The 18,912-nt window shown below is 49.0% G+C and carries 19 protein-coding genes; 11 read left to right on the plus strand and 8 right to left on the minus strand.

The features are described from left to right. The first annotated feature begins 88 nt into the window (after positions 1-88). The 6 genes from ACFO5U_RS15800 to ACFO5U_RS15825 all read left to right on the plus strand — a co-directional run bounded on the left by ACFO5U_RS15800 (position 89) and on the right by ACFO5U_RS15825 (position 6,326). On the plus strand, positions 89-1,507 hold the full coding sequence (locus tag ACFO5U_RS15800; RefSeq protein WP_377280045.1) for a YfcC family protein: 1,419 nt from the start codon (positions 89-91) through the stop codon (positions 1,505-1,507). 222 nt (positions 1,508-1,729) lie between these two features. Next, entirely contained in the window at positions 1,730-2,446 is a 717-nt protein-coding gene (locus ACFO5U_RS15805; protein WP_377280046.1) for a PspA/IM30 family protein, read from the plus strand. Positions 2,447-2,494: 48 nt separating this feature from the next. Beyond that, positions 2,495-3,523 (plus strand): TFIIB-type zinc ribbon-containing protein, encoded by a 1,029-nt coding sequence (locus ACFO5U_RS15810; protein WP_377280047.1) that lies wholly within the window; start codon positions 2,495-2,497, stop codon positions 3,521-3,523. After that, complete coding sequence (locus ACFO5U_RS15815; RefSeq protein ID WP_377280048.1) at positions 3,517-4,299, plus strand: TPM domain-containing protein; 783 nt, start codon at positions 3,517-3,519, stop codon at positions 4,297-4,299. Before ACFO5U_RS15810 ends, ACFO5U_RS15815 begins: the two co-directional genes overlap by 7 nt. 25 nt (positions 4,300-4,324) lie before the next feature. Further along, on the plus strand, positions 4,325-5,305 hold the full coding sequence (locus ACFO5U_RS15820; RefSeq protein WP_377280152.1) for an SPFH domain-containing protein: 981 nt from the start codon (positions 4,325-4,327) through the stop codon (positions 5,303-5,305). A 121-nt stretch (positions 5,306-5,426) separates the two neighbouring features. Further along, entirely contained in the window at positions 5,427-6,326 is a 900-nt protein-coding gene (locus ACFO5U_RS15825; protein WP_377280049.1) for an alpha/beta fold hydrolase, read from the plus strand. A gap of 69 nt (positions 6,327-6,395) precedes the next feature. On the opposite strand, the gene ACFO5U_RS15830 is transcribed toward ACFO5U_RS15825, so the two are convergent. Next, positions 6,396-7,001: a TetR/AcrR family transcriptional regulator gene (locus ACFO5U_RS15830; protein ID WP_377280050.1), complete on the minus strand. Its 606-nt coding sequence runs from the start codon at positions 6,999-7,001 to the stop codon at positions 6,396-6,398. Positions 7,002-7,161: 160 nt separating this feature from the next. On the opposite strand from ACFO5U_RS15830, the gene ACFO5U_RS15835 reads away from it, so the two are divergent. Both ACFO5U_RS15835 and ACFO5U_RS15840 read left to right on the plus strand, forming a co-directional pair. Then, a complete protein-coding gene (locus ACFO5U_RS15835; protein WP_377280051.1) occupies positions 7,162-8,727 on the plus strand; it encodes an AMP-binding protein in 1,566 nt (521 codons plus the stop codon). A gap of 28 nt (positions 8,728-8,755) precedes the next feature. Beyond that, positions 8,756-9,520: an SDR family NAD(P)-dependent oxidoreductase gene (locus ACFO5U_RS15840; RefSeq protein ID WP_377280052.1), complete on the plus strand. Its 765-nt coding sequence runs from the start codon at positions 8,756-8,758 to the stop codon at positions 9,518-9,520. A 383-nt stretch (positions 9,521-9,903) separates the two neighbouring features. On the opposite strand, the gene ACFO5U_RS15845 is transcribed toward ACFO5U_RS15840, so the two are convergent. The 3 genes from ACFO5U_RS15845 to mug form a co-directional block, all read right to left on the minus strand. Further along, positions 9,904-10,653 (minus strand): SDR family NAD(P)-dependent oxidoreductase, encoded by a 750-nt coding sequence (locus ACFO5U_RS15845; RefSeq protein ID WP_377280053.1) that lies wholly within the window; start codon positions 10,651-10,653, stop codon positions 9,904-9,906. Between the two features lie 208 nt (positions 10,654-10,861). Next, positions 10,862-11,296, minus strand: coding sequence for a hypothetical protein (locus ACFO5U_RS15850; protein WP_377280054.1), 435 nt, complete (start codon positions 11,294-11,296; stop codon positions 10,862-10,864). Positions 11,297-11,329: 33 nt separating this feature from the next. Beyond that, positions 11,330-11,836 (minus strand): G/U mismatch-specific DNA glycosylase, encoded by a 507-nt coding sequence (mug, locus tag ACFO5U_RS15855; protein ID WP_377280153.1) that lies wholly within the window; start codon positions 11,834-11,836, stop codon positions 11,330-11,332. A gap of 139 nt (positions 11,837-11,975) precedes the next feature. Between mug and ACFO5U_RS15860 the strand changes: the two genes are divergently transcribed. Further along, complete coding sequence (locus ACFO5U_RS15860) at positions 11,976-12,503, plus strand: YcxB family protein (RefSeq protein WP_377280055.1); 528 nt, start codon at positions 11,976-11,978, stop codon at positions 12,501-12,503. Between the two features lie 47 nt (positions 12,504-12,550). Here ACFO5U_RS15860 and ACFO5U_RS15865 read toward each other — a convergent pair whose 3' ends face one another. Further along, positions 12,551-13,024, minus strand: a complete 474-nt coding sequence (locus tag ACFO5U_RS15865) for a BsuPI-related putative proteinase inhibitor (protein ID WP_377280056.1) — start codon at positions 13,022-13,024, stop codon at positions 12,551-12,553. A 497-nt stretch (positions 13,025-13,521) separates the two neighbouring features. Here ACFO5U_RS15865 and ACFO5U_RS15870 point away from each other — a divergent pair, with 497 nt between their 5' ends. Then, positions 13,522-15,075, plus strand: coding sequence for a class I adenylate-forming enzyme family protein (locus ACFO5U_RS15870; RefSeq protein ID WP_377280057.1), 1,554 nt, complete (start codon positions 13,522-13,524; stop codon positions 15,073-15,075). Between the two features lie 85 nt (positions 15,076-15,160). Beyond that, a complete protein-coding gene (locus ACFO5U_RS15875) occupies positions 15,161-15,646 on the plus strand; it encodes a YehS family protein (protein WP_377280058.1) in 486 nt (161 codons plus the stop codon). Positions 15,647-15,693: 47 nt separating this feature from the next. Here the strand turns inward: ACFO5U_RS15875 and ACFO5U_RS15880 are convergent, their stop codons facing one another. From ACFO5U_RS15880 to ACFO5U_RS15890, 3 genes are all read right to left on the minus strand, one after another. Beyond that, positions 15,694-15,864, minus strand: a complete 171-nt coding sequence (locus tag ACFO5U_RS15880) for a hypothetical protein (protein WP_377280059.1) — start codon at positions 15,862-15,864, stop codon at positions 15,694-15,696. Positions 15,865-16,886: 1,022 nt separating this feature from the next. Continuing rightward, positions 16,887-17,774: a fructose bisphosphate aldolase gene (locus ACFO5U_RS15885; RefSeq protein ID WP_377280060.1), complete on the minus strand. Its 888-nt coding sequence runs from the start codon at positions 17,772-17,774 to the stop codon at positions 16,887-16,889. 111 nt (positions 17,775-17,885) lie between these two features. Beyond that, complete coding sequence (locus ACFO5U_RS15890; RefSeq protein ID WP_377280154.1) at positions 17,886-18,788, minus strand: oxidoreductase; 903 nt, start codon at positions 18,786-18,788, stop codon at positions 17,886-17,888. Between the last annotated feature and the right edge of the window lie 124 nt (positions 18,789-18,912).

Consider the following 18,912-nt stretch of genomic DNA (forward strand, 5'->3'; position numbering starts at 1 on the left):
TTCCATATTTTGGGATTCAGTGCATTTCCTTTTAAAAGATAGTTTAGACTGAAGTTATACATGCGATAAACAATAGAGGAGGGATTAAATGGTGCAGAACACAGAAACGACTGAACCAAAGAAAAAAAGCAAAGTGAAAGTGCCGCATATTTTCGTCATTCTCTTCATCATGATTGCGCTCGCTTCTCTCGCTAGCTACGTAATCCCCGCGGGACAATTTGAACGGCAGGCGAATGACAGCGGTGCGGAGGTCATTGTGCCGGGGACATTCGAATACATGGAATCTTCTCCCGTAACGTTTTTGGAGTTCATGTTTGCGATACCGGATGGCTTCATCGAAACGGCCGAGATCATTTTTGGGATCATCATGATCGGTGGGATGTTCGCGGTCATTGAACGGACCGGGGTCATCGCGCTTGGCGTCAATAAACTCGCCAGCAAGTTTTCGGATAAAGGCTTATGGATCATTCCGACATTGATGCTGCCGTTTGCGCTGTTCACGACCTTCACCGGGCAAGTGGAAATGTCGCTTATTTATTTGCCGGCGATTTTGCCGCTTGTGTTGAAACTCGGTTTTGACCGCATCACTGCAGCGGCCATTGTACTTGTCTCGACAATTGCCGGATTCTCTGTCGCACTCGCCATTCCGGCAAACCTTGGGGTTGCTCAAGAAATTGCCGAGCTGCCGCTGTATTCCGGAATCGGCTTCCGGATCATTATACTGTCCATAGTGTTGCTGGCAGGTATGGGTTATGTGTGGCGCTATGCTAAAAAAGTCCACAAGAATCCGGAATTGAGCATTGTCTTTGAGGAAAACCAAGAACAGCTGGAAGTTGAAGAAATGGCCCCGGCGAAAGCAACAAAGCGCCAAATATGGACGGCATTCACCTTACTTGCCGCATTCGGTGTCTTGCTGTTCGGCTTATTGAATTACGGTTGGTATTTCCGTGAATTGACCGGGCTTTACGCATTGATTGGCATCACGGCGGGACTAGTCGCAGGGCTGAAACCTTCTGAAATTGCTGATGCGTTCAATGAAGGCTTCAAGAAAATCTTACTTGGTGCCATCGTCGTCGGGATTGCACGCGGCATTGCAGTCGTTCTCGATGCCGGGGATATCATGGATACAATCATTTACGCGCTCGGTGAATTCGTCAACGTCATGCCAGACTCTCTGACAGCGGTGTTCATGCTCATCGTCCAGGCGGCACTCAACTTCCTTATTCCGTCAGGGAGCGGGCAGGCGATGGTAACGATGCCGATCATGACTGGCTTATCGGACATCAGCGGTGTCACCCGCCAGACGGCCGTCTTGGCATTCCTTCTCGGTGATGGTTTCACGAATATTTTCTATCCGACATCCGGATACTTTATGGCGACGCTTGCTGTCGGCGGCATTCGCTGGGAAAAATGGCTGAAGTTCATTTTTCCTTTATTGATCATTTGGTATTCCGTGGCCGTAGTGGCGCTCATCATCGCGCAGCTGATCGAATACGGCCCAATGTAACCCGTTTTTAAGCCAACCGCCTCCTTGCGCTTGTGAAAAAGCGCAAGGAGGCGGTTTTCTTGTACAGTCAAAATCAATTGAAACCAATCCGCTCTCCGCTTCGTATTCATACTATTCCGACCCAACATGGCCGGAAGGGTTAAGTGCTCAGCTCACAGGGTAATCTGACAGGTAAGAAGGTTTGCGCGACAGCCTAATAAATTACGGAAGAGGAGAATGATCATGGAAATCCTAAAACGCTTTAGAGACATTATGACAAGCAATATCCACGCCATGCTGGACAAGGCGGAAGACCCGGAGAAAATGATCGATCAGTACTTACGCGATTTGAATAGCGACCTCGGCAAAGTGAAATCCGAAACAGCGGCAATCATGGCAGCGGAAAAACGCGAGCGCCGTGAGCTTGACGAGTTGAAAAAAGAGATGGATGATATGCAGCGCTATGCGGTAAAAGCGCTAGAAGCCGGCAATGAAGACGATGCGCGGAAATTCCTGCAGCGCAAAGCGGAGTTGACGGACAAACAAAACGACAAACAGACAGCAGTCGAACTTGCGGCGACGAATACACAGCAAATGCGCCAAATGCACGACAAGCTCGAAAGCGACATCAGTGAACTCGAATCGCGCCGCCAGGAACTTAAAGGCAAAGCCGCCGTCGCGAAGACGCAGCAGCGCATGAACGATTTCGCATCCAGCGTCGGCGGAGCGGGCGAACGCATCTCGGCATTCGATGCGATGGAAAAGAAAATCAACCAGCAGCTGGATGAATCAGCGGCGATGGCTGAGCTGAATAAAAGTTCGGACACGAGCATTCAGGACCTCGCTAAAAAATACGATGGCGGAGCGAATGTGGAAGACGAGCTGAACTCCTTGAAGAATGGCGTCAATGTGGATGATGAGCTCGAAGCATTGAAAAGCCAAGTGAATAAAGGCGAATAATGGCCGGACTGCTGAAACAATCCTGCCGTATGAGGGGAGGGAGCTCGTTTGGTCATCCATTATAAATGCACGAACTGTGGGGCAGACATGTCGTTTGATGCAGACTCTGGCCATTTGTCGTGTCCAAGCTGCGGGCATGAGGAAAACATCGAGACGTTTCCCGAAGAGAACATCGAGCGTAAATTCGATGAAGGCGAAGCGAAAGAATACCATTGCGAAAACTGCGGGGCGGTCATTTTGACTGAGGCAGAAACGACTGCTACACATTGCAGCTTTTGCGGAGCCGCAGTGGTCTTGTCCGACCGGCTGACAGGAGACCTCGCACCCGCCAAAGTCATTCCGTTCACCATAACAAAAGACGAAGCGGTCGCTGCGTTCCGCAAATGGACACGCGGCGGACGCTTGACGCCACGCGGATTTATGAGCGGCGACCGCATCAAGAAGATGACCGGCATGTATGTGCCATTCTGGCTCTATGACATTGAAGGCGAAGCGCATATCAAGGCGATCGGCACGCGCGTCCATACGTACCAGCGCGGGGATACGATCTATACGGAAACCGATTTTTACGATGTGTCCCGTGAAATCGATTTGAGCTATTTGAAAGTGCCGGCCGATGCATCCGAGAAAATGGACGACGAACTGATGGATAAGCTCGAACCATATGATTACGGCGATATGAAAGATTTTCGCATGCCGTATTTGGCGGGCTATTTGGCGGAGAAATACGATTACGATGACGAGCAGTTGTTTTCGCGCGTCGAGTCGAAAATCGTGCCGTATATCGATTCGTATATTTCGACGACCATTTCCGGCTATGCCTCGGTCAACTACACGAACAAGCAAATTGATGCGCGCAAAAAGAAAGTGTATTACACATTGTTTCCGGTATGGATGGTTTATTACGATTTTGAAAACAAAGAGCATACCTTCGCGATGAACGGCCAAACCGGCAAAGTGGTCGGCAAGCCGCCGATCAGTAAAGGCAAAGTCGCGTTATGGTTCACCGGCATCGCCGCTTCTAGCTTTGCGGTCATGAAAGCCATCTCCTTTGCGGTCGGGGGTGTATTATGGTGAGAACTGTAGCGAAAAACATATTGATCGTATCCTTGTTTTTCCTAGTGCTGATGATGGGCGGATTTACGGCTTCTGCGCAGACCGATCAATTGATTTACGACGAGGCGGGATTGCTGACACAAGCGGAGGCCGAGGAGCTTAGAGCGCTTGCAGAAAATTACGGCGAACAGCAAAACGTCAAGTTTCTGTTTTTGACGACCAACAGTACAGAAGGTCAATCGATTGAAGGCTATATGGGTGATTTCTTTGACGATCGCGCAGATAATACGGGACAAGAAGACGCTGTATTGCTGACGATTGACATCGGTTCACGTGAAGTATATCTCGCAGGGTTCGGCACAGCCGAGCGGACGCTGGATGCGAAGCGCATCGATTTAGTGCTCGACCGCATCATGCCGGAAATGCGATCGGCTGATTACGGCGGGGCGTTCCGTGACACGGTCGTCACATCGAGCCGTTATATGGAATACCGGCCGGGCGTCAATCCGGAAAGCATTTTCCTGAAAACCTGGTTTCACTTAACAATCGCTTTACTGCTAGCAGGGGGAATTGTCGGTTCAATGCTTTATAATGTCGGTGGACGAGTGACCACGACACCAGGCACCTATATCGACCGCGACCACACGCGCGTACGCAGCGAACAAGACCGTTTCCGCAATAAAACCGTGACACGCAGCAAAGTGCCGCAAAATAAAGGCGGCGGTGGCGGCGGATTCGGCGGCGGTGGAATGACCGGCGGCGGAAGATCGTTCAGCGGCGGGGGTCGTAGCTTCTAAGCATTCGAAGGAAGGAATGAAGAACATGGCATTTTTCGGCAATCAATTTTCAGATGTTGTGGAGTGGGAAGAATTCCGCGATGATATGATTTTTTGGAAATGGACGAACAAGGAAGTGAAAAAAGGCAGCCGTTTGATCATCCGGCCAGGCCAGGACGCAATTTTCCTCAACAACGGAAAAGTGGAAGGGATTTTCGAAAAAGAAGGCGAGTACGATATCGTCTCTGAAATCGTCCCGTTTCTATCGACTTTAAAAGGCTTCCGTTTCGGCTTCAACAGCGGCATGCGGGTTGAGGTATTATTCGTCAACACGAAAGAATTCACCGTCAAATGGGGCACGAAAAGCCCGATCAATATTCCTGCGCCCCAGCTTCCCGGGGGCATGCCGATCCGTGCGAACGGCACGTTCCAGTTTAAAGTAGATGATTACATCAATTTGATCGACAAAGTGGCCGGCGTGCGCGATCGCTATCTCGTTGAAGATGTGCAGCTGCGCATCACGGCTAGACTCGATCAATTGCTGATGAAATGGATCACGCGCGAGGGCAAGGACATGTTCAATTTGCAGTCGAATTCACACGAAATCGGCCGCGGCATCCAGGATGATTTGAATATGGAAATCATGGACGATGGCATGAAAGTGACCGGATTCCAAGTGATGAGCTTTAATTATCCGAAAGAAATCCAGGACATGATCAATAAAAACGCCTCTCACGGCATGGTCGGCGATGTCTCGAGATACCAGCAGATGTCCGTTGCGGATGCGATGGGCAAATCCTCGGGATCGAATACCGCCTCCGACATGGCAGGCATGATGATGGGGATGAATATAGCAAAAGAAATGATGGATGGCCAAAAAGAATCATCGGGTGCAAGCAGCCAGACCGGAGGACACCCAGCAGAAGGCGGTGGAGAAAAAAAGGGGCCGAATTTCTGCCCGAATTGCGGCGAGAAAACGACCGGTGCCAAATTCTGTCCGAACTGTGGTCAAAAGCTGGTTGAATGATAGACAAAAACCTTCACATCATGTGAAGGTTTTTATTATGGAAAAGCGTATATGTACATGGTGAGGTCGATTGTGTCTTAAAGGAAGTAGCGGAAAAATTTGAAAAAAGGAGTGTGCCTACATGAACAAATTCCTGCAGATTGCGGCAGCTGCAACTGCTGTCGCGCTTCCACTCTATGTTGCGGATATGCGCCGTGCCTACAAGCGTCTCGAACAATACGAAACAGACAGCTTTAAAACAGCGTCTGGCACGATGGCTTATGTTGATGAAGGTTTTGGCGAAACGATTCTCATCAGCCACGGGATTTTTGGCGGCTATGATCAAGGCATGGTTTCACTCAAAGGGATAGTCGGAGATGATTACCGAAAAATCGCATTGTCCCGTTTCGGTTACCCCGGTTCCGAGCTTCCGCCAATGCCGACGCCTCAGCATCAAGCAAGTGTCTTTGCCGAATTACTCGATCACTTGAATATCGAAAAAGCTTTCATCCTGGCCACTTCAGCAGGGGGAGCTGCAGCACTCTCGTTTGGACTTCGCTACCCCGAGCGGGCGAAAGGGCTGATTCTTGTTTCATCAGGCGTCCCTTCCGCTAAAATAGCGGCTGAACAAGCGAAGTCGGCAGGACCGCCGCATGCATTGCTCTATGAATTCCCAATATGGTTGTCTACAAAATTCTTGGGCCCCATTTTAGGCTTGACGTTCGGTTCAAAAGTCGATAAGGAATTTTTACAGACCATGTTGCCCATCAAACCGCGCCGAAAAGGCATTGAAACGGATGCTGAGCTTACAAATCTCGATATGGATGTCCATTACGAAAAATATCCGATTGAAGAAATCGATGTCCCGATTCTCGTCATCCATGCGAAAGATGACCCAATGGCCAAGTTCGGCAGCATCGAAAAATTCCTTACCCGAACGCATGCCGAAACCGTCATTTTCGACACCGGCGGCCATCTGTTGAGTGGCCATCAAACCGAAGGCACCGCTGCGATAAAGAAATTCATAACCAAACACTCATGAAGAACTAGCGATTCCGCCCCCGACAGAAGACTTTCTATCTGTAAGTCATGCCTGGGGAGGGACCGCTTTTTATTTTGTGATCCGCAGACCGGTGAATAGCAGTTCTAGCAAGCGATCGATTTCACTCGTTAAGTCAAAGTTGCCATCGAATATCGCCCAGTCGTAAAGCGTGCCGCGCATGCTTCTGGAGATGAACATCGCGAGACGGCCGGGTGCAGTCGATGAGGCCAATTCACCCTTTTGCTGCCCTTCGAAAATCAGTTTTTCGAGAATGGCATAAAGCGGGCGTTCGGTATCAGACAAGTAATTGTCGACAGAAGGGGTCAGTGCATACGCATAGAGCGAGCGGATGCCATCGCGTCCCATTTCGTCGCTCAAATATTCCATTTGGGCGATCGCGAGCTTGCGTATTTTGTCTTCAGCGGACAATTCAGCGGGCAAGCTTTGTTGGAAATCGCTGTAGAATTGGTCGATCTCCTTAAATTTTTCAAGAAAGATATCGTATTTGGAAGAGAAATGCCCATAAAACGCTCCTTTTGACGTCTCGCTTTTTCGGACGATTTCGTCGACCGATACATCGTCGAAGCCTTTGGCGCTGAACAAGGCCAAAGCTGTCCGGAGAATTCGTTGTTTCGTTTCAAGTGCTTTTTGTTGCCTTGGAGTCTGAATCTCCATAAAGACCTTCCTTTCTTTAGCTGACAAGCCATCTGGGAGTGATTAGAATTCGACTGAATTATTTGAAAACAATTGACAAAGTGATAAAGGATTGACTAGACTTTAGTCTATAGATTATAGACTGCGGTCTATGAAAATGCTAGAGCTAAGGAGGATGGTTATGAAAGTTACCGACACTACAACGTTGCTGGACGTACTTGAACAACGTTGCCAACAGAGCAGCAACAAGCCGTTTCTCATTTTTGAAGATAACGACAAGCAAGTGACTGAATACAGCTATGGTGAATTTTTAGATCGTGTAGAACGTTTCAGCGGTGTATTAGCTGAACGAGGCATCGGCAAAGGCGATAAGGTGACGCTGCATTTGCCGAATTCAGCGGAATTTGTCGTCTGCTGGTTTGCGCTCGCTAAGCTCGGAGCGATTATGGTGCCGACGAATATTTTGTCGACCGGGGCCGAGATGGAGTATTTGATCGGCCATTCCGAATCGGTCATGCTCATCACGGAAACGGAGTATACCGAGAAGTTCAAAGCCATACGCAGTAATTTGCCGAAGCTGAAGGACATTTTATTGACGCGGACAAGCGATGCGGGTGAATTTGAAAGCGTTACCAATTTGATCGAACGGTTCTCAGGCGATGTACCGAATGTGAAAGTTGAAGCCGAAGACATTGCTGCAATATTGTATACATCCGGCACGACGTCCAAACCGAAAGGCTGTCTCATTACGAATGCCAATTATCTGTATACCGGGCAAGCTGTAGCTAAACATATGGGCTTAACAGAACAAGACCGAGCACTCGTCGTGCTGCCGATGTTCCACGGCAACGGCCAATATTATTTGATCATGCCGAGTTTGATCGCCGGCAGCAGCGTCGCCATCACCGAACGTTTCAGCGCGAGCCAATACGGTCGGCAAGTGCAGCGTTTGGGTGCCACGATCGGTTCGCTGTTTGCGGCTCCTATCCGCATGATTTTGGCACAGAAATACGATGAAGCTGAGCGCAATAATAAGCTGCGCGCTGTTATTTTCGCCCAATCGGTAACGCCTGAGGAATTGAAAACCTTTGAACAACGTTACAGCACATCACTTTACCAAATCTATGGCATGACCGAAACGATTGCACCGCCGCTCATGAACCCGTTCGAAGGCGACAAGGACAATACGAGCGTCGGCAAACCGATTGGAGACTCGAACATCAAGCTGATCGATGAAGAAGGCAACGAAGTGCCTGAAGGGGAACCGGGGGAGATCTTGCTTGAAGGCATTCCCGGGAAGACGATCATGAAGGGCTATTTCAATAATCCGGAAGCGACCAATCAGACATTACAAAACGGCTGGCTTCACACAGGAGATAAAGCACGCAAATCGGAGGACGGGTTCTATTATTTCGTCGACCGCCAAAAGGATATGATTAAACGCGCCGGCGAGAATGTCGCGGCGAGCGAAGTGGAAAATGTCATCATGGAGCATCCGGCCGTCTATGAAGCAATCGTCATCGGGATCCCGGATGCGATGCATGACGAAGCATTGAAAGCATTCGTCATCCTGAAGCAAGGGCAAACGGCGACAGAACAGGAAGTGATCGACTACTGCAAAAGCCAGCTGGCGAAGTTCAAAGTGCCGTCTGCCGTTGAATTTGTAGAAGATTTCCCACGCACGTCTGTCGGCAAAATCCAAAAGCATAAATTAAAGGAAATCGAATTGAAGAAACTGCACGAATAGAAGGGGAGAAGGATTAATGGAGGATGCATTGAAAAATCAAGTAGCACTCATTACAGGAAGCGCACGCGGCATTGGCTTTGCCTGCGCGAAGTCACTCGCGAAACGGGGGGCTTCGATCGTTTTGACGGATATTTTGGATTGCAGCGAGGCGAAGCATGAGCTCGAAACTGAGTTTCCAGGCATCCGCGTATTGGCGCTGCAGGTCGATGTGCGCGACCGCCAGCAAGTCGAACAAGCCATCAGCAAAACGGTAGAGGAATTCGGGCGCATCGACATTGTGGTCAATAATGCCGGCACGGTGTCGCGCCTGAGCCTGAAAGATATGACCGATGACGATTGGAGCCGCGACCTCGAGACGAACTTGCGCGGCACCTTCCTGTTCACGCAAGCGGCTATCTATCCGCATATGGTCAACCAAGGGAGCGGGCGCATCATCAACATCAGCTCGATTTCCGGCATGATGGGCGGTGCCATTTCCTTCGGGGAAGACGGCGAACGCCAAGGACGCTCGGGTCCTGCCTATGCTGCGTCAAAAGGCGGCATCATCGCCTTCACGAAATGGGTGGCAAAAGAAGTCGGGGAGTTCGGCATCACGGTCAATAGCGTCGCTCCAGGTCCGGTGGAGACTGCCATCACGAAAGGCGTCAACTATCCGCTTGAGCTTCAATCGATCAAACGCCCGGGCCAGCCGGAAGATATTGGCGAAGCGGTCGCTTACTTGGCATCACCCGCAGCAAGCTATGTCACAGGTGAAGTATTGAAAGTGTGCGGCGGTGCAGGAATCGGCGCATAAGAAAAGGTTCCGGGGCAGTTCTCCCTTGGAACCTTAGGGTGTTGAAGAAGTTTGTTATTCGGAATGAATTGATAGAATGGTTACTTAATTCTATATTCAAAAATCAAAGTTCTTTCTAAGTATTTGGAGAAGCGTTTGCTCGACTCCAGTGGATCAGCGAGACGACCGAGACACCGCAAGCAATGAATGTGCGAAGCTTCGCTGAGCGCATTCATTTGCCACGCATCTGCTGGCAGATGTGGGAGCAAGCGGGTTTTCGATAGCGGATGAGGAGGCTTGGGCGCGAGCCCACGGAGTCGTGCGATAAGCTTCGGAAAATACGACTTCTTACCGTTCTCGATAAGAAAAGGTTCCAGGGAGCATATCCCTGGAACCTTTTTCTATTACTTCGTGCTGGTAAATCCGCCGTCGATGCGTATGACATCTCCATTGATGTATTGTGCTTTTGACGTCAGCAGGAACGCTACGAGTTCTGCGACTTCGTCAGCTGTACCGAGGCGTTTTTGCGGAATGCCTTCTTCTGCACTTTGTTTCATTTTCGGATTGGCGTCAAAATAGGCTTTGACCATCGGTGTTTCTGTTGGTCCTGGCGCGACAGCGTTGACGCGCAAGCCGTCTTTGGCGTATTCGGCGACGAGTGATTTCGTCATGCCGACGATGCTGTGCTTGGTCGCAGAATAGGTGACGACCGTTTCCTGGCCGATGACGCCTGCACTTGATGCCGTATTAACAATCGAACCACCGCCGTTTTTCACCATCACTTCGGCGACGTAGCGAAGACCGTACAATGCACCGAGCATATTGATGCCGACAATCTGCTCGATTTCCTCTATATCCGTGTCAAGGAACTGTTTGCCGCTTCCGGAAATGCCGGCGTTGTTGAAGAAATAATCGATCGATCCGAAATGTTCGACCGTTTTATCGACGTAGTTTTTCACTTCATCTGCATTGGAAACGTCTGCTTTGATGAAGATGGCGTCGGGCCCCAGTTCTTTTACTTTCTCGACCGTATCGTTGCCGCCTTTTTCACTAATATCCACGACGGCGATGTTGATGCCTTCTTGTGCCAGACGCAGTGCCGCTGACTGACCGAGCCCGCTGCCGCCTCCTGTAATGATTGCTGTTTTTGCCATTTCCAATCTCCTCCTTATGATCATTGTTGCTACACTTTGTTTACCCGCAATCGGCTCGGATAATCGGTGTGAACAGGGGAGGGAGTTATTGCGCGATTGCCGCTTTGCGGTCTTTAGATTCGTGGAATTTAACCATCGCATGGCGCGCGAGCGGTTGGATGAGCATTGAGCAATGGATTAAACTGAAGCTATCTGCAAGTGCAGCGCGTCAATAAAGATTTCTCAGTAAAGCTTTTTCGATATCCGCAGATAAATCGTTCGTGGATATATCATACAAAGTGCCCGTTCCTCGTGAGGAATACCAAAGTGTGATGGAATAGGCATAAAAATCATCATCAAATTTTTCCCCTTCAAAGTCAATAGCCAACTGTGAGCGGTATTCATCCTCAAAAGAGTCGCTGGAGGTTAACTGAGCAGATTCAGTACCATCGATGTCTCGTGCGACCCATATCTGAAGATTGGATTTTCCTTGTGATTCAAAAGTTTTTTGGTATTTCTTGCATAATAGTGCACCGTTTGTTTCGGCAAGCTTTTCCAATTGGGTAATTGTTTGTTTCAACTCTTCAGTTTTTTCGTATCCGTGCACAGCGAGATATGCAGTGTCGGAGTCCGTGCGTTTGTTGCGATTGCATTTCCAGAACATATTAATTCCCCTCACAAGGCAAATGATAAAGTATTATTCGTGGAGCAAGTGGTGAAGCCCTTCGTAAATTTCCACGATTTCGGCTTGCTTCATGCGCACGAGCCCGCTCGAAGAAGGGGCGACAAATTCGATGACGCCGGGAATTACCGAATCCGGCTGTTTGCCCCAATGGGTGGATTTTTTGCCGCTGAACTGCAAATACACGCCTTTTCCGACAAAGCATACGGCTTTTGGCTGGTACTGCTCGATTTTTTGTTTTAACAGTGCGGCGCCTTCTTTATACTCGTCTTTTGCAATATCGGCCGCGGCTTTTGTCGGGCGGGCGACGATGTTCGTTAAGCCATAGCCGAGTTCAAGTAATTCATGGTTTTCCTCAGGCACATACTTTCTCGGAGTCAATCCAGCTTCGAAAAGGATTTTCCAGAAGCGGTTGTTCGGGTTAGCGTAATGATAGCCGGTTTCGCTTGAGCGAATGCTCGGATTAAAGCCGACGAAGAGGATGTCGAGATTCGGTTTTAAATGATCGGGAATCGGTGTCAGTTCCAAGAGAACGCTCCTTTCAACTTGCTGCTTAGCTAATGCTATCGTATCAAAAAAATATAATATATTCCGTAACGCACTATCGCTATAATAGAAGAAAATGGCAATGATTATGTCCTCATGCCAAAGGAGCTGTGCCATGCAGAAGTTTTCATACGAATTGACCGAGCAGCAGTTTGTCGATTTCAATCTTTACCACGCCAAGCATTCGACAGCCGTTCAGCGTTCGCTCATCAACCAACGTTTTGTTGTGCCAATTGTTTATTTGGTGTTGCCGTTCATTATGGCACCTATTTTTGATTTGTCGTGGTGGGCATTGATGATTCCGTTTGTGCTTTTCGCAGTGCTATGGATACTAGCATTCCCGGCTTATTTCTATTGGAACATTAAGCGGATGAGCCGCAAGATGGTCAATGAAGGCAGAAATGAAGGTTTGCTTGGGCCGCGTGAGCTCTTCATTGATGCGGAAGGGGTACGGGAAGTGACGCAAAACGGGGAAGCCCATGTCCGCTGGTCGGGCATCGAAAAGTGCGAACAGGACGAGCGCAATGTCTATCTATACAATGGCGCGATGTCGGCGTTGATCGTGCCGAAGCATGCAGTAACAGACTTGGAGGCGCTGATCAGCTTGCTGGCGGAAAAGGTGCCGGTAAATCGGATGAATTGATAGCCATAGGAAAAACACCCGAACCAGCTTTGCCGGTTCGGGTGTTGCTATTCGATCGTATGCTCGGTTTGTGCAGGGTAGTTTTCTCCTTGTGTCGGCGTTAGCCAAACTTCGAGCGTATAGGTACCGGCACTGAGGTTTGCTTCAGGAATTTGAAAATCGTATTGAAGCTCTTCGCCTTGGCGAATGGTTTCTTCACCGAGCGCTTGCGTATACATGCTGACTGATGACATGCGGAACGATTCATTCCCTTGTTCATCAGTCAATGTAAAATCATAGCGCTGTCCACTCGTGAAATTGAATGTGACGGCTTCATCGGTATCGTTTTTCACGACATAACGATATGTGCCGTCGCCGATATCTTCTAATGTAGATGTGATTTCACCTTCGATTTGCTCACCCCCAGAATCGTTGTCGTTATCGGGATCTTCCGGCAAGTCATCGCTGCTTGTGCCGCATCCGGCGAGCACCAGTGCAGCCAGTAATAAAAGCAGCCAGCCAAGCGCCGTCTTTTTCATCATCCGAATCTCCCCCTTTGTTCTTCTATACAGTAGACCGCAAGAGGCGGAAAAAAGTTACAGAATAGAGTGCTTTCTGCTGTTATCCTTCCGTCTTGCTGCCCTATACTAGCACTATACCCTGAAGGAGGACGTTGTAATGCAAGGATTCTCAAGTGAATTTCGAGAAGCGCTAACGTCGAAATTGAGATGCCTCGGAACCAGTTCGCTTATTTTGGCCAAATATATGGCGATGGTGCTGATTCCGTTATATATCATCTATTTAATCGTAAATTAAGAAAGAAGACATAGGCTCTGAAAAGGGTCTTTTTTTATTGATAAAAATGTATAACATTTCTAGTTTAAAGAGTTTTTGAAAAGACTCAATTATTCCCCATCACTAACGATTTTTATTTTTCCATTTACTGGTATATTGACTATATTTTCAGAATATTATAAAATCAAATGACTACCGCCAGCTAGAAGGGGAGATTCATGAGCAATTTAAGGAGGGATTACAGATGAATATTACGACGTCTTTGACAATGAATGCGACACGCCAGCCAGATCTGCCGGCACTAGTATTCGAAGGAAGCTCTTACACGTACCGGGAATTGAACACAGAAGTTAACCGGTTAGCGAATGGCTTGGTGAGGGAAGGGCTTGCAAAAGGACAGAAAGTCGCCTTGTTCATGAAAAATTCGGACGCTTACGTCATCGCCTTTTTTGCGGTATTAAAAGCGGGTGGGGTGGTCGTGCCGATCAATTACCGGTTGAATGCCGAAGAAGCGGGATACCTGTTCGGCCAATCGGATGCGGTCTATGTATTTTGCGACAGTGAATTCGAAACACTCGTATCACAAGCAAAAGAATTGGACGATTTGCTTCATCAAGTGATCGTTTACCCACAGGCAACCGAAGAGGCTCATCTTCATTGGAGTGAAATGCTTGAAGACAATCATTCAGAGCCTGAAGTGGAAATCTCACCGACAGATGATGCAGAAATCCTCTATACGTCAGGAACGACCGGCCCGCCTAAAGGAGCTTTGTTTGACCATGAACGCATCGTCAATGTCAGCACATCGTTTATTCTTGGAACCGGTGTTAACCATGATGACCTTTTGCTTCATGCTGCACCGTTTTTCCATCCATCCCAACTTAATTTATTTCTCGTGACAGGCGTCATGCTCGGCGTGCCGCAAACGATTTTGCGCGAATTCAGCACGACACAAGTGCTCGAAGCAATCGAACGCGACGGCTGCACCGTGTTTTTTGGAATGCCGGATATGTACCACGCGCTTCTTGAAGCACCGGACAGCGGAAGCCATGAACTCGGTTCTATTCGCAAATGCATGTATGGCACAGAACCGATGCCTCCCGGGCTCACGGCAAGGGCAATGGAGTTTTTTGGTCACGGTCAATTTTACAATCTATGCTTTCTGACGGAAGGCGGCCCGGGCGGAGTCTATTTACTGCCAAGCGAACATGCCGACAAGGAAGGCTCCGGCGGAAAGTCAATGTACATGACCCATGTCCGTGTCGTGGATGAGGCAATGAACGACGTTGCACCGGGGCAAGTTGGAGAATTTGTCATGCGCGGCGAGACGATTATGAAATCGTATTACAATATGCCGGACGAAACCGCAGAAGCGTTCCGCGATGGCTGGCTATTAACCGGAGACTTGGCGACGGTCGATGAGGACGGTTATATTACGCTCGTCGACCGGAAATCCGATCGCATCATTTCAGCAGGCAATAATATTTATTCCATTGAAATCGAACAAGTATTGAACCGCCACCCGCAAGTCCAGGAAGTGGCAACAGTCGGCATACCTGAAGAAGAGTGGGGGGAAATCGTCGGAGTGGTCATCGTGCCGAAAGAAGGGACGCCGATTGATGAAGCCGCACTGTCTGAATACTTGATGGAGCATTTGCCTCAGCACAAAGCGCCGAAAAAGTTCAGGTTTGCGGACGAATTGCCGCGTAATGCTTCCGGCAAGATTTTAAAGTACCAGCTTCGAGAGCTGCACATTAGCGAATACACGTGGTTCCGCTATACATTCACCGAACGCTGAAAAATGGCGTCCCCACCTGCGGGGCGCCATTTTCCTGTGTTATGATGGAACAGAACCCGAATTGAACACCCCAGGAGGATTTGACATGGACAATAACGATATTTTAATCCGGTTGCGCTACGCACTGGACTTGAAAAATAGCGACGTAAAAGAAATCTTCACACTCGGCGGGGAGCAGGTGAAAGCGGTCGACGTGCCGTTGATCTTGACGAAAACACCAGACGCTGACGCTGAAGAACCGCATGAGCCAAACATTCCGCTGAGGAATGACCAATTAGAGCGTTTTTTGAATGGTTTGATCACGTTTAACCGCGGACCAAAGCCGGGTGTTTCCGGCCCGCCGGAAGTTACAGGCGAACACATCAACAATTTGGTGTTGAAAAAATTGCGCATCGCACTCGAACTGACAAGTGATGACTTGCTCGACTTATGGAAAAAAGCCGGCATTAATGTGTCTAAAGGCGAACTTGGGGCATTTCTCCGTAAAGAAGGCCATAAAAACTACAAAGAGCTGGGCGATCAGCTGATGCGCAACCTGTTAAAAGGCATCACGCTCAATTACCGTCCATAACGAAAAGCCGCAGCATCCCGACTCAAGGGTGCTGCGGCTTTTGCGTTTTACTCGCCGCCGCTCGTATAGCGGTTGTCGCCCATCGTATAATTCGAGCTGTCGCCAGGTTTAGCATCCGGATGCGTAGGCTTTTCATGGTACATAGAAGCCCGTCGTTTGCGGTCAATCGCTAACCCAAGCCCTACTACAAAACCGATTGGAACTAGGAAATACCACATGTAAACACTCCTTTTGTTAGTTTGATGTTGGAAACTGGGATAGCTGGACTCGAGAGTGAGATGGATGGTTTATCGATCTGTTTCAACACAAAGCAGCCGCCTCCCGCTTGGGGCAGGCCTCTTGCCATAAGCCAAAAAGGGCACTTGTCTTATGGCATCGGCTAGCCCGTATGCGCGGTTCGGCTTTTACATTCCGCTGAATTTTATGAGTGATGAAGTATCTATTTTGCTCGTATGCATCCGCTGGTGGATAATGCTTAGTTAAACTTGTAAGTGAGATGGATGGTGTGTCGAACTGTTCATCACAAAGCAGCCGCCTCCCGCTTGGGGCAGGCCTCTTGCCATAAGCCAAAAAGGGCACTTGTCTTATGGCATCGGCTCGCCCGTGAGCGCGGTTCGCCTTTTACATTCCACTGAATTTTGTGAGTGATGATGCATCTCTAGTTTTCGTGAGCATCCGCTGGTTGGAACGCTTAGATAGACTTGAGAGTGAGGTGTGGAAACTTTTGTTTGTTTCATCTGCGAAGAGCCGCCTCCCGCTTGGGGCAGGCCTCTTGCCATAAGCCAAAAAGAACGCTTGTCTTATGGCATCGGCTCGCCTGTATGCGCGGTTCGGCTTTTACATTCCGCTGATTTTTTTGAGTGATGAAGTATCTCTTTTTCTCGTGTTCATCCGCTGGTGGTGACGCTTAGCTGGACTTGATAATTGCAGAAATACTTTGCGACTATTCAACTTGAATTTACAAGGCTGAACAAAACTATTCAGACTTATTTCATTATGTGATGAATTATATTTCATCTCTAAAACTAGAGATGGAGCGGAAAGGGGCCGACGCCTGAGGGACCGCGCGGGCTGGCGAGACAAATTTGCTGCGCTCTTTGCAGCACATTGGCTCAACACCCGCCCCTCGGCAAGCGTGCCCCTTGGAGCGCAATCTCCACCAAATACATTTCCACAAAATCAAAAGTCTTCGCTCAACCCATAAGAAAAAAGCGCCCCTCAAAGGAAGCGCTTTTTTATATCATGTAATGGAAGCTTCGTAAATTTCTTTGATTGCCTTTTCGAGTGAAGTGTTGAATTCTTCTTCCGACTGATCGGCACTCAAGCCTTCGGACAAGGCACGTGAGAAACTTGCAAGCAAGCCTGTGTTCTCCGCCAACTTCTGGTTCGCTTCTTCGCGCGGATAACCGCCGGACAATGCTACGACCCGCACCACTTTCGGGTGGTCAATCAATTCTTTGTAGAAGTTTGCCTGTGTTGGAATCGTCAGCTTCAACATGACATGCTCGTCTTCTCCAAGCTTATCGAGATGGCTGAGGATTTCGTCGTTCAGCATGCTCTCGATGCGTTCTTTGTCGCTGCTATGGATATCCACTTCCGGTTCGATGATCGGCACGAGGCCGGCTGCAATGATTTCTTTCCCGACTTCAAATTGCTGGTCGACGACTTGCTTGATGCCTTCTGCGTTCGGTTCTTTAATCAGTGAACGCATTTTCGTTCCGAATACATTGCGCTCGACTGCCCGTTTCAACAACTCGCCTAAATTCGGGTTCGGCTTCATCAATTGGACGCCGTTTTGTTCATCAGCCAAGCCTTTGTCGATTTTCAGGAACGGCACGACGCCTTTTACATCCCATAAATAATCACTCGTGTACTTGCCTTCGACTTGGCGGTCCATTGTTTGTTCAAATAGGATGGCGCCAATGACATAATCCGACGTAAATGCCGGTGCGGTCATGACGCGCGTTCTCATTTCGTGGATCAAGTCGTACATTTCGTCTTCATTCGAATAAGCATCTTCGTTAACGCCGTAAAGCTTTAATGCTTTCGGCGTGCTGCCGCCGCTTTGGTCCAGTGCAGCGATAAAGCCTTTGCCGTTTTTGACTACCTCAAACTGTTTGGTATTCATCGTCTCAGCTCCTTAGAATAAGAAATTTTGACTTCATTAATGCTGTTCCCTGCTAAGTGTACCAATAATCGGATTTTTCATCAAAAAAAGATTTCAGAATTATCGTGCATATCATTCGCCGGTAGAAACTCCTGGATTTCTTGCTGCTTCAAAGTCGAAGCGGACGCCCGTCAATTGTTCGGATACACTCCAAAGTTTCTCGGCAATCGCCTCGTCTACAGCAGAAGGATGAGGGGTGTCGAGTGCCGGGTAGCCTTTGCGACGTCCTTTGCCGGCAGGGCCAATATACTCGCCGCCTGTAAGTCCGGGTTCAGTCGCGGCATGGACCGTTGCCAGTGCGCCCATGTCCGGCGGCTGAAGAAAGCGGTTTGCGAAATCCCGAAGCAGGACAGGGGCATCATATTTTCCGATTTTGAATATATTCGTCGCCGATACGCCAGGGTGGCAAGCGACGCTGATCGTCTGGATGCCGTGTCTCTTTAGACGCCGGTCGAGTTCCATCGCAAACAGCATATTGGCCAGTTTGCTTTGGTTGTAGAATTTCTTCGGGCGATAGCCTTTCGAGCCGTCCAAATTATCAAAATCGATCGCCCCCCGGTTATGGGCCAGGCTGCCAAGTGTAATGATGCGTGAATGCGCTGTGTTTGCAAGCAGCGGCAACAGATGGGCGGTGAGCGCGAAATGGCCGAGATAGTTGCTTCCGAACTGCAACTCAAAGCCATCTTTTGTCTTGCCATAAGGAGGCATCATAATTCCGGCATTGTTGATGAGCAGGTCGAGTGAATGGAAGTGCTTTTTATAATTGTCGGCAAAATGGCGGACACTCTCGAGATCGGCCAAGTCGAGCTTCAATACCGCAACTGTCGCCTCCGGATGAAAGTCGAGAATTTCCCGTTTGGCGGTTTCGCCTTTGACCACGTCGCGGACGGCGAGGAGAATCGAAAATCCCCGGCCTGCGAGCATATTGGCTGCTTCCCAACCGATGCCGCTATTGCCCCCGGTGACGATAGCCATTTTATGATGGACGTGCTGCAAAAAATCATCTCCCCTAATAAGGTTTATTCCGCTTGAACGGTTTGTTGGGTTTCCGCTTGTTAAAGCGAATCTTTATGTCCAGTTTACCCCATTATTTCAATGA

It is taken from the genome of Planococcus dechangensis (assembly GCF_042654465.1).
Lineage (GTDB): Bacteria > Bacillota > Bacilli > Bacillales_A > Planococcaceae > Planococcus > Planococcus dechangensis.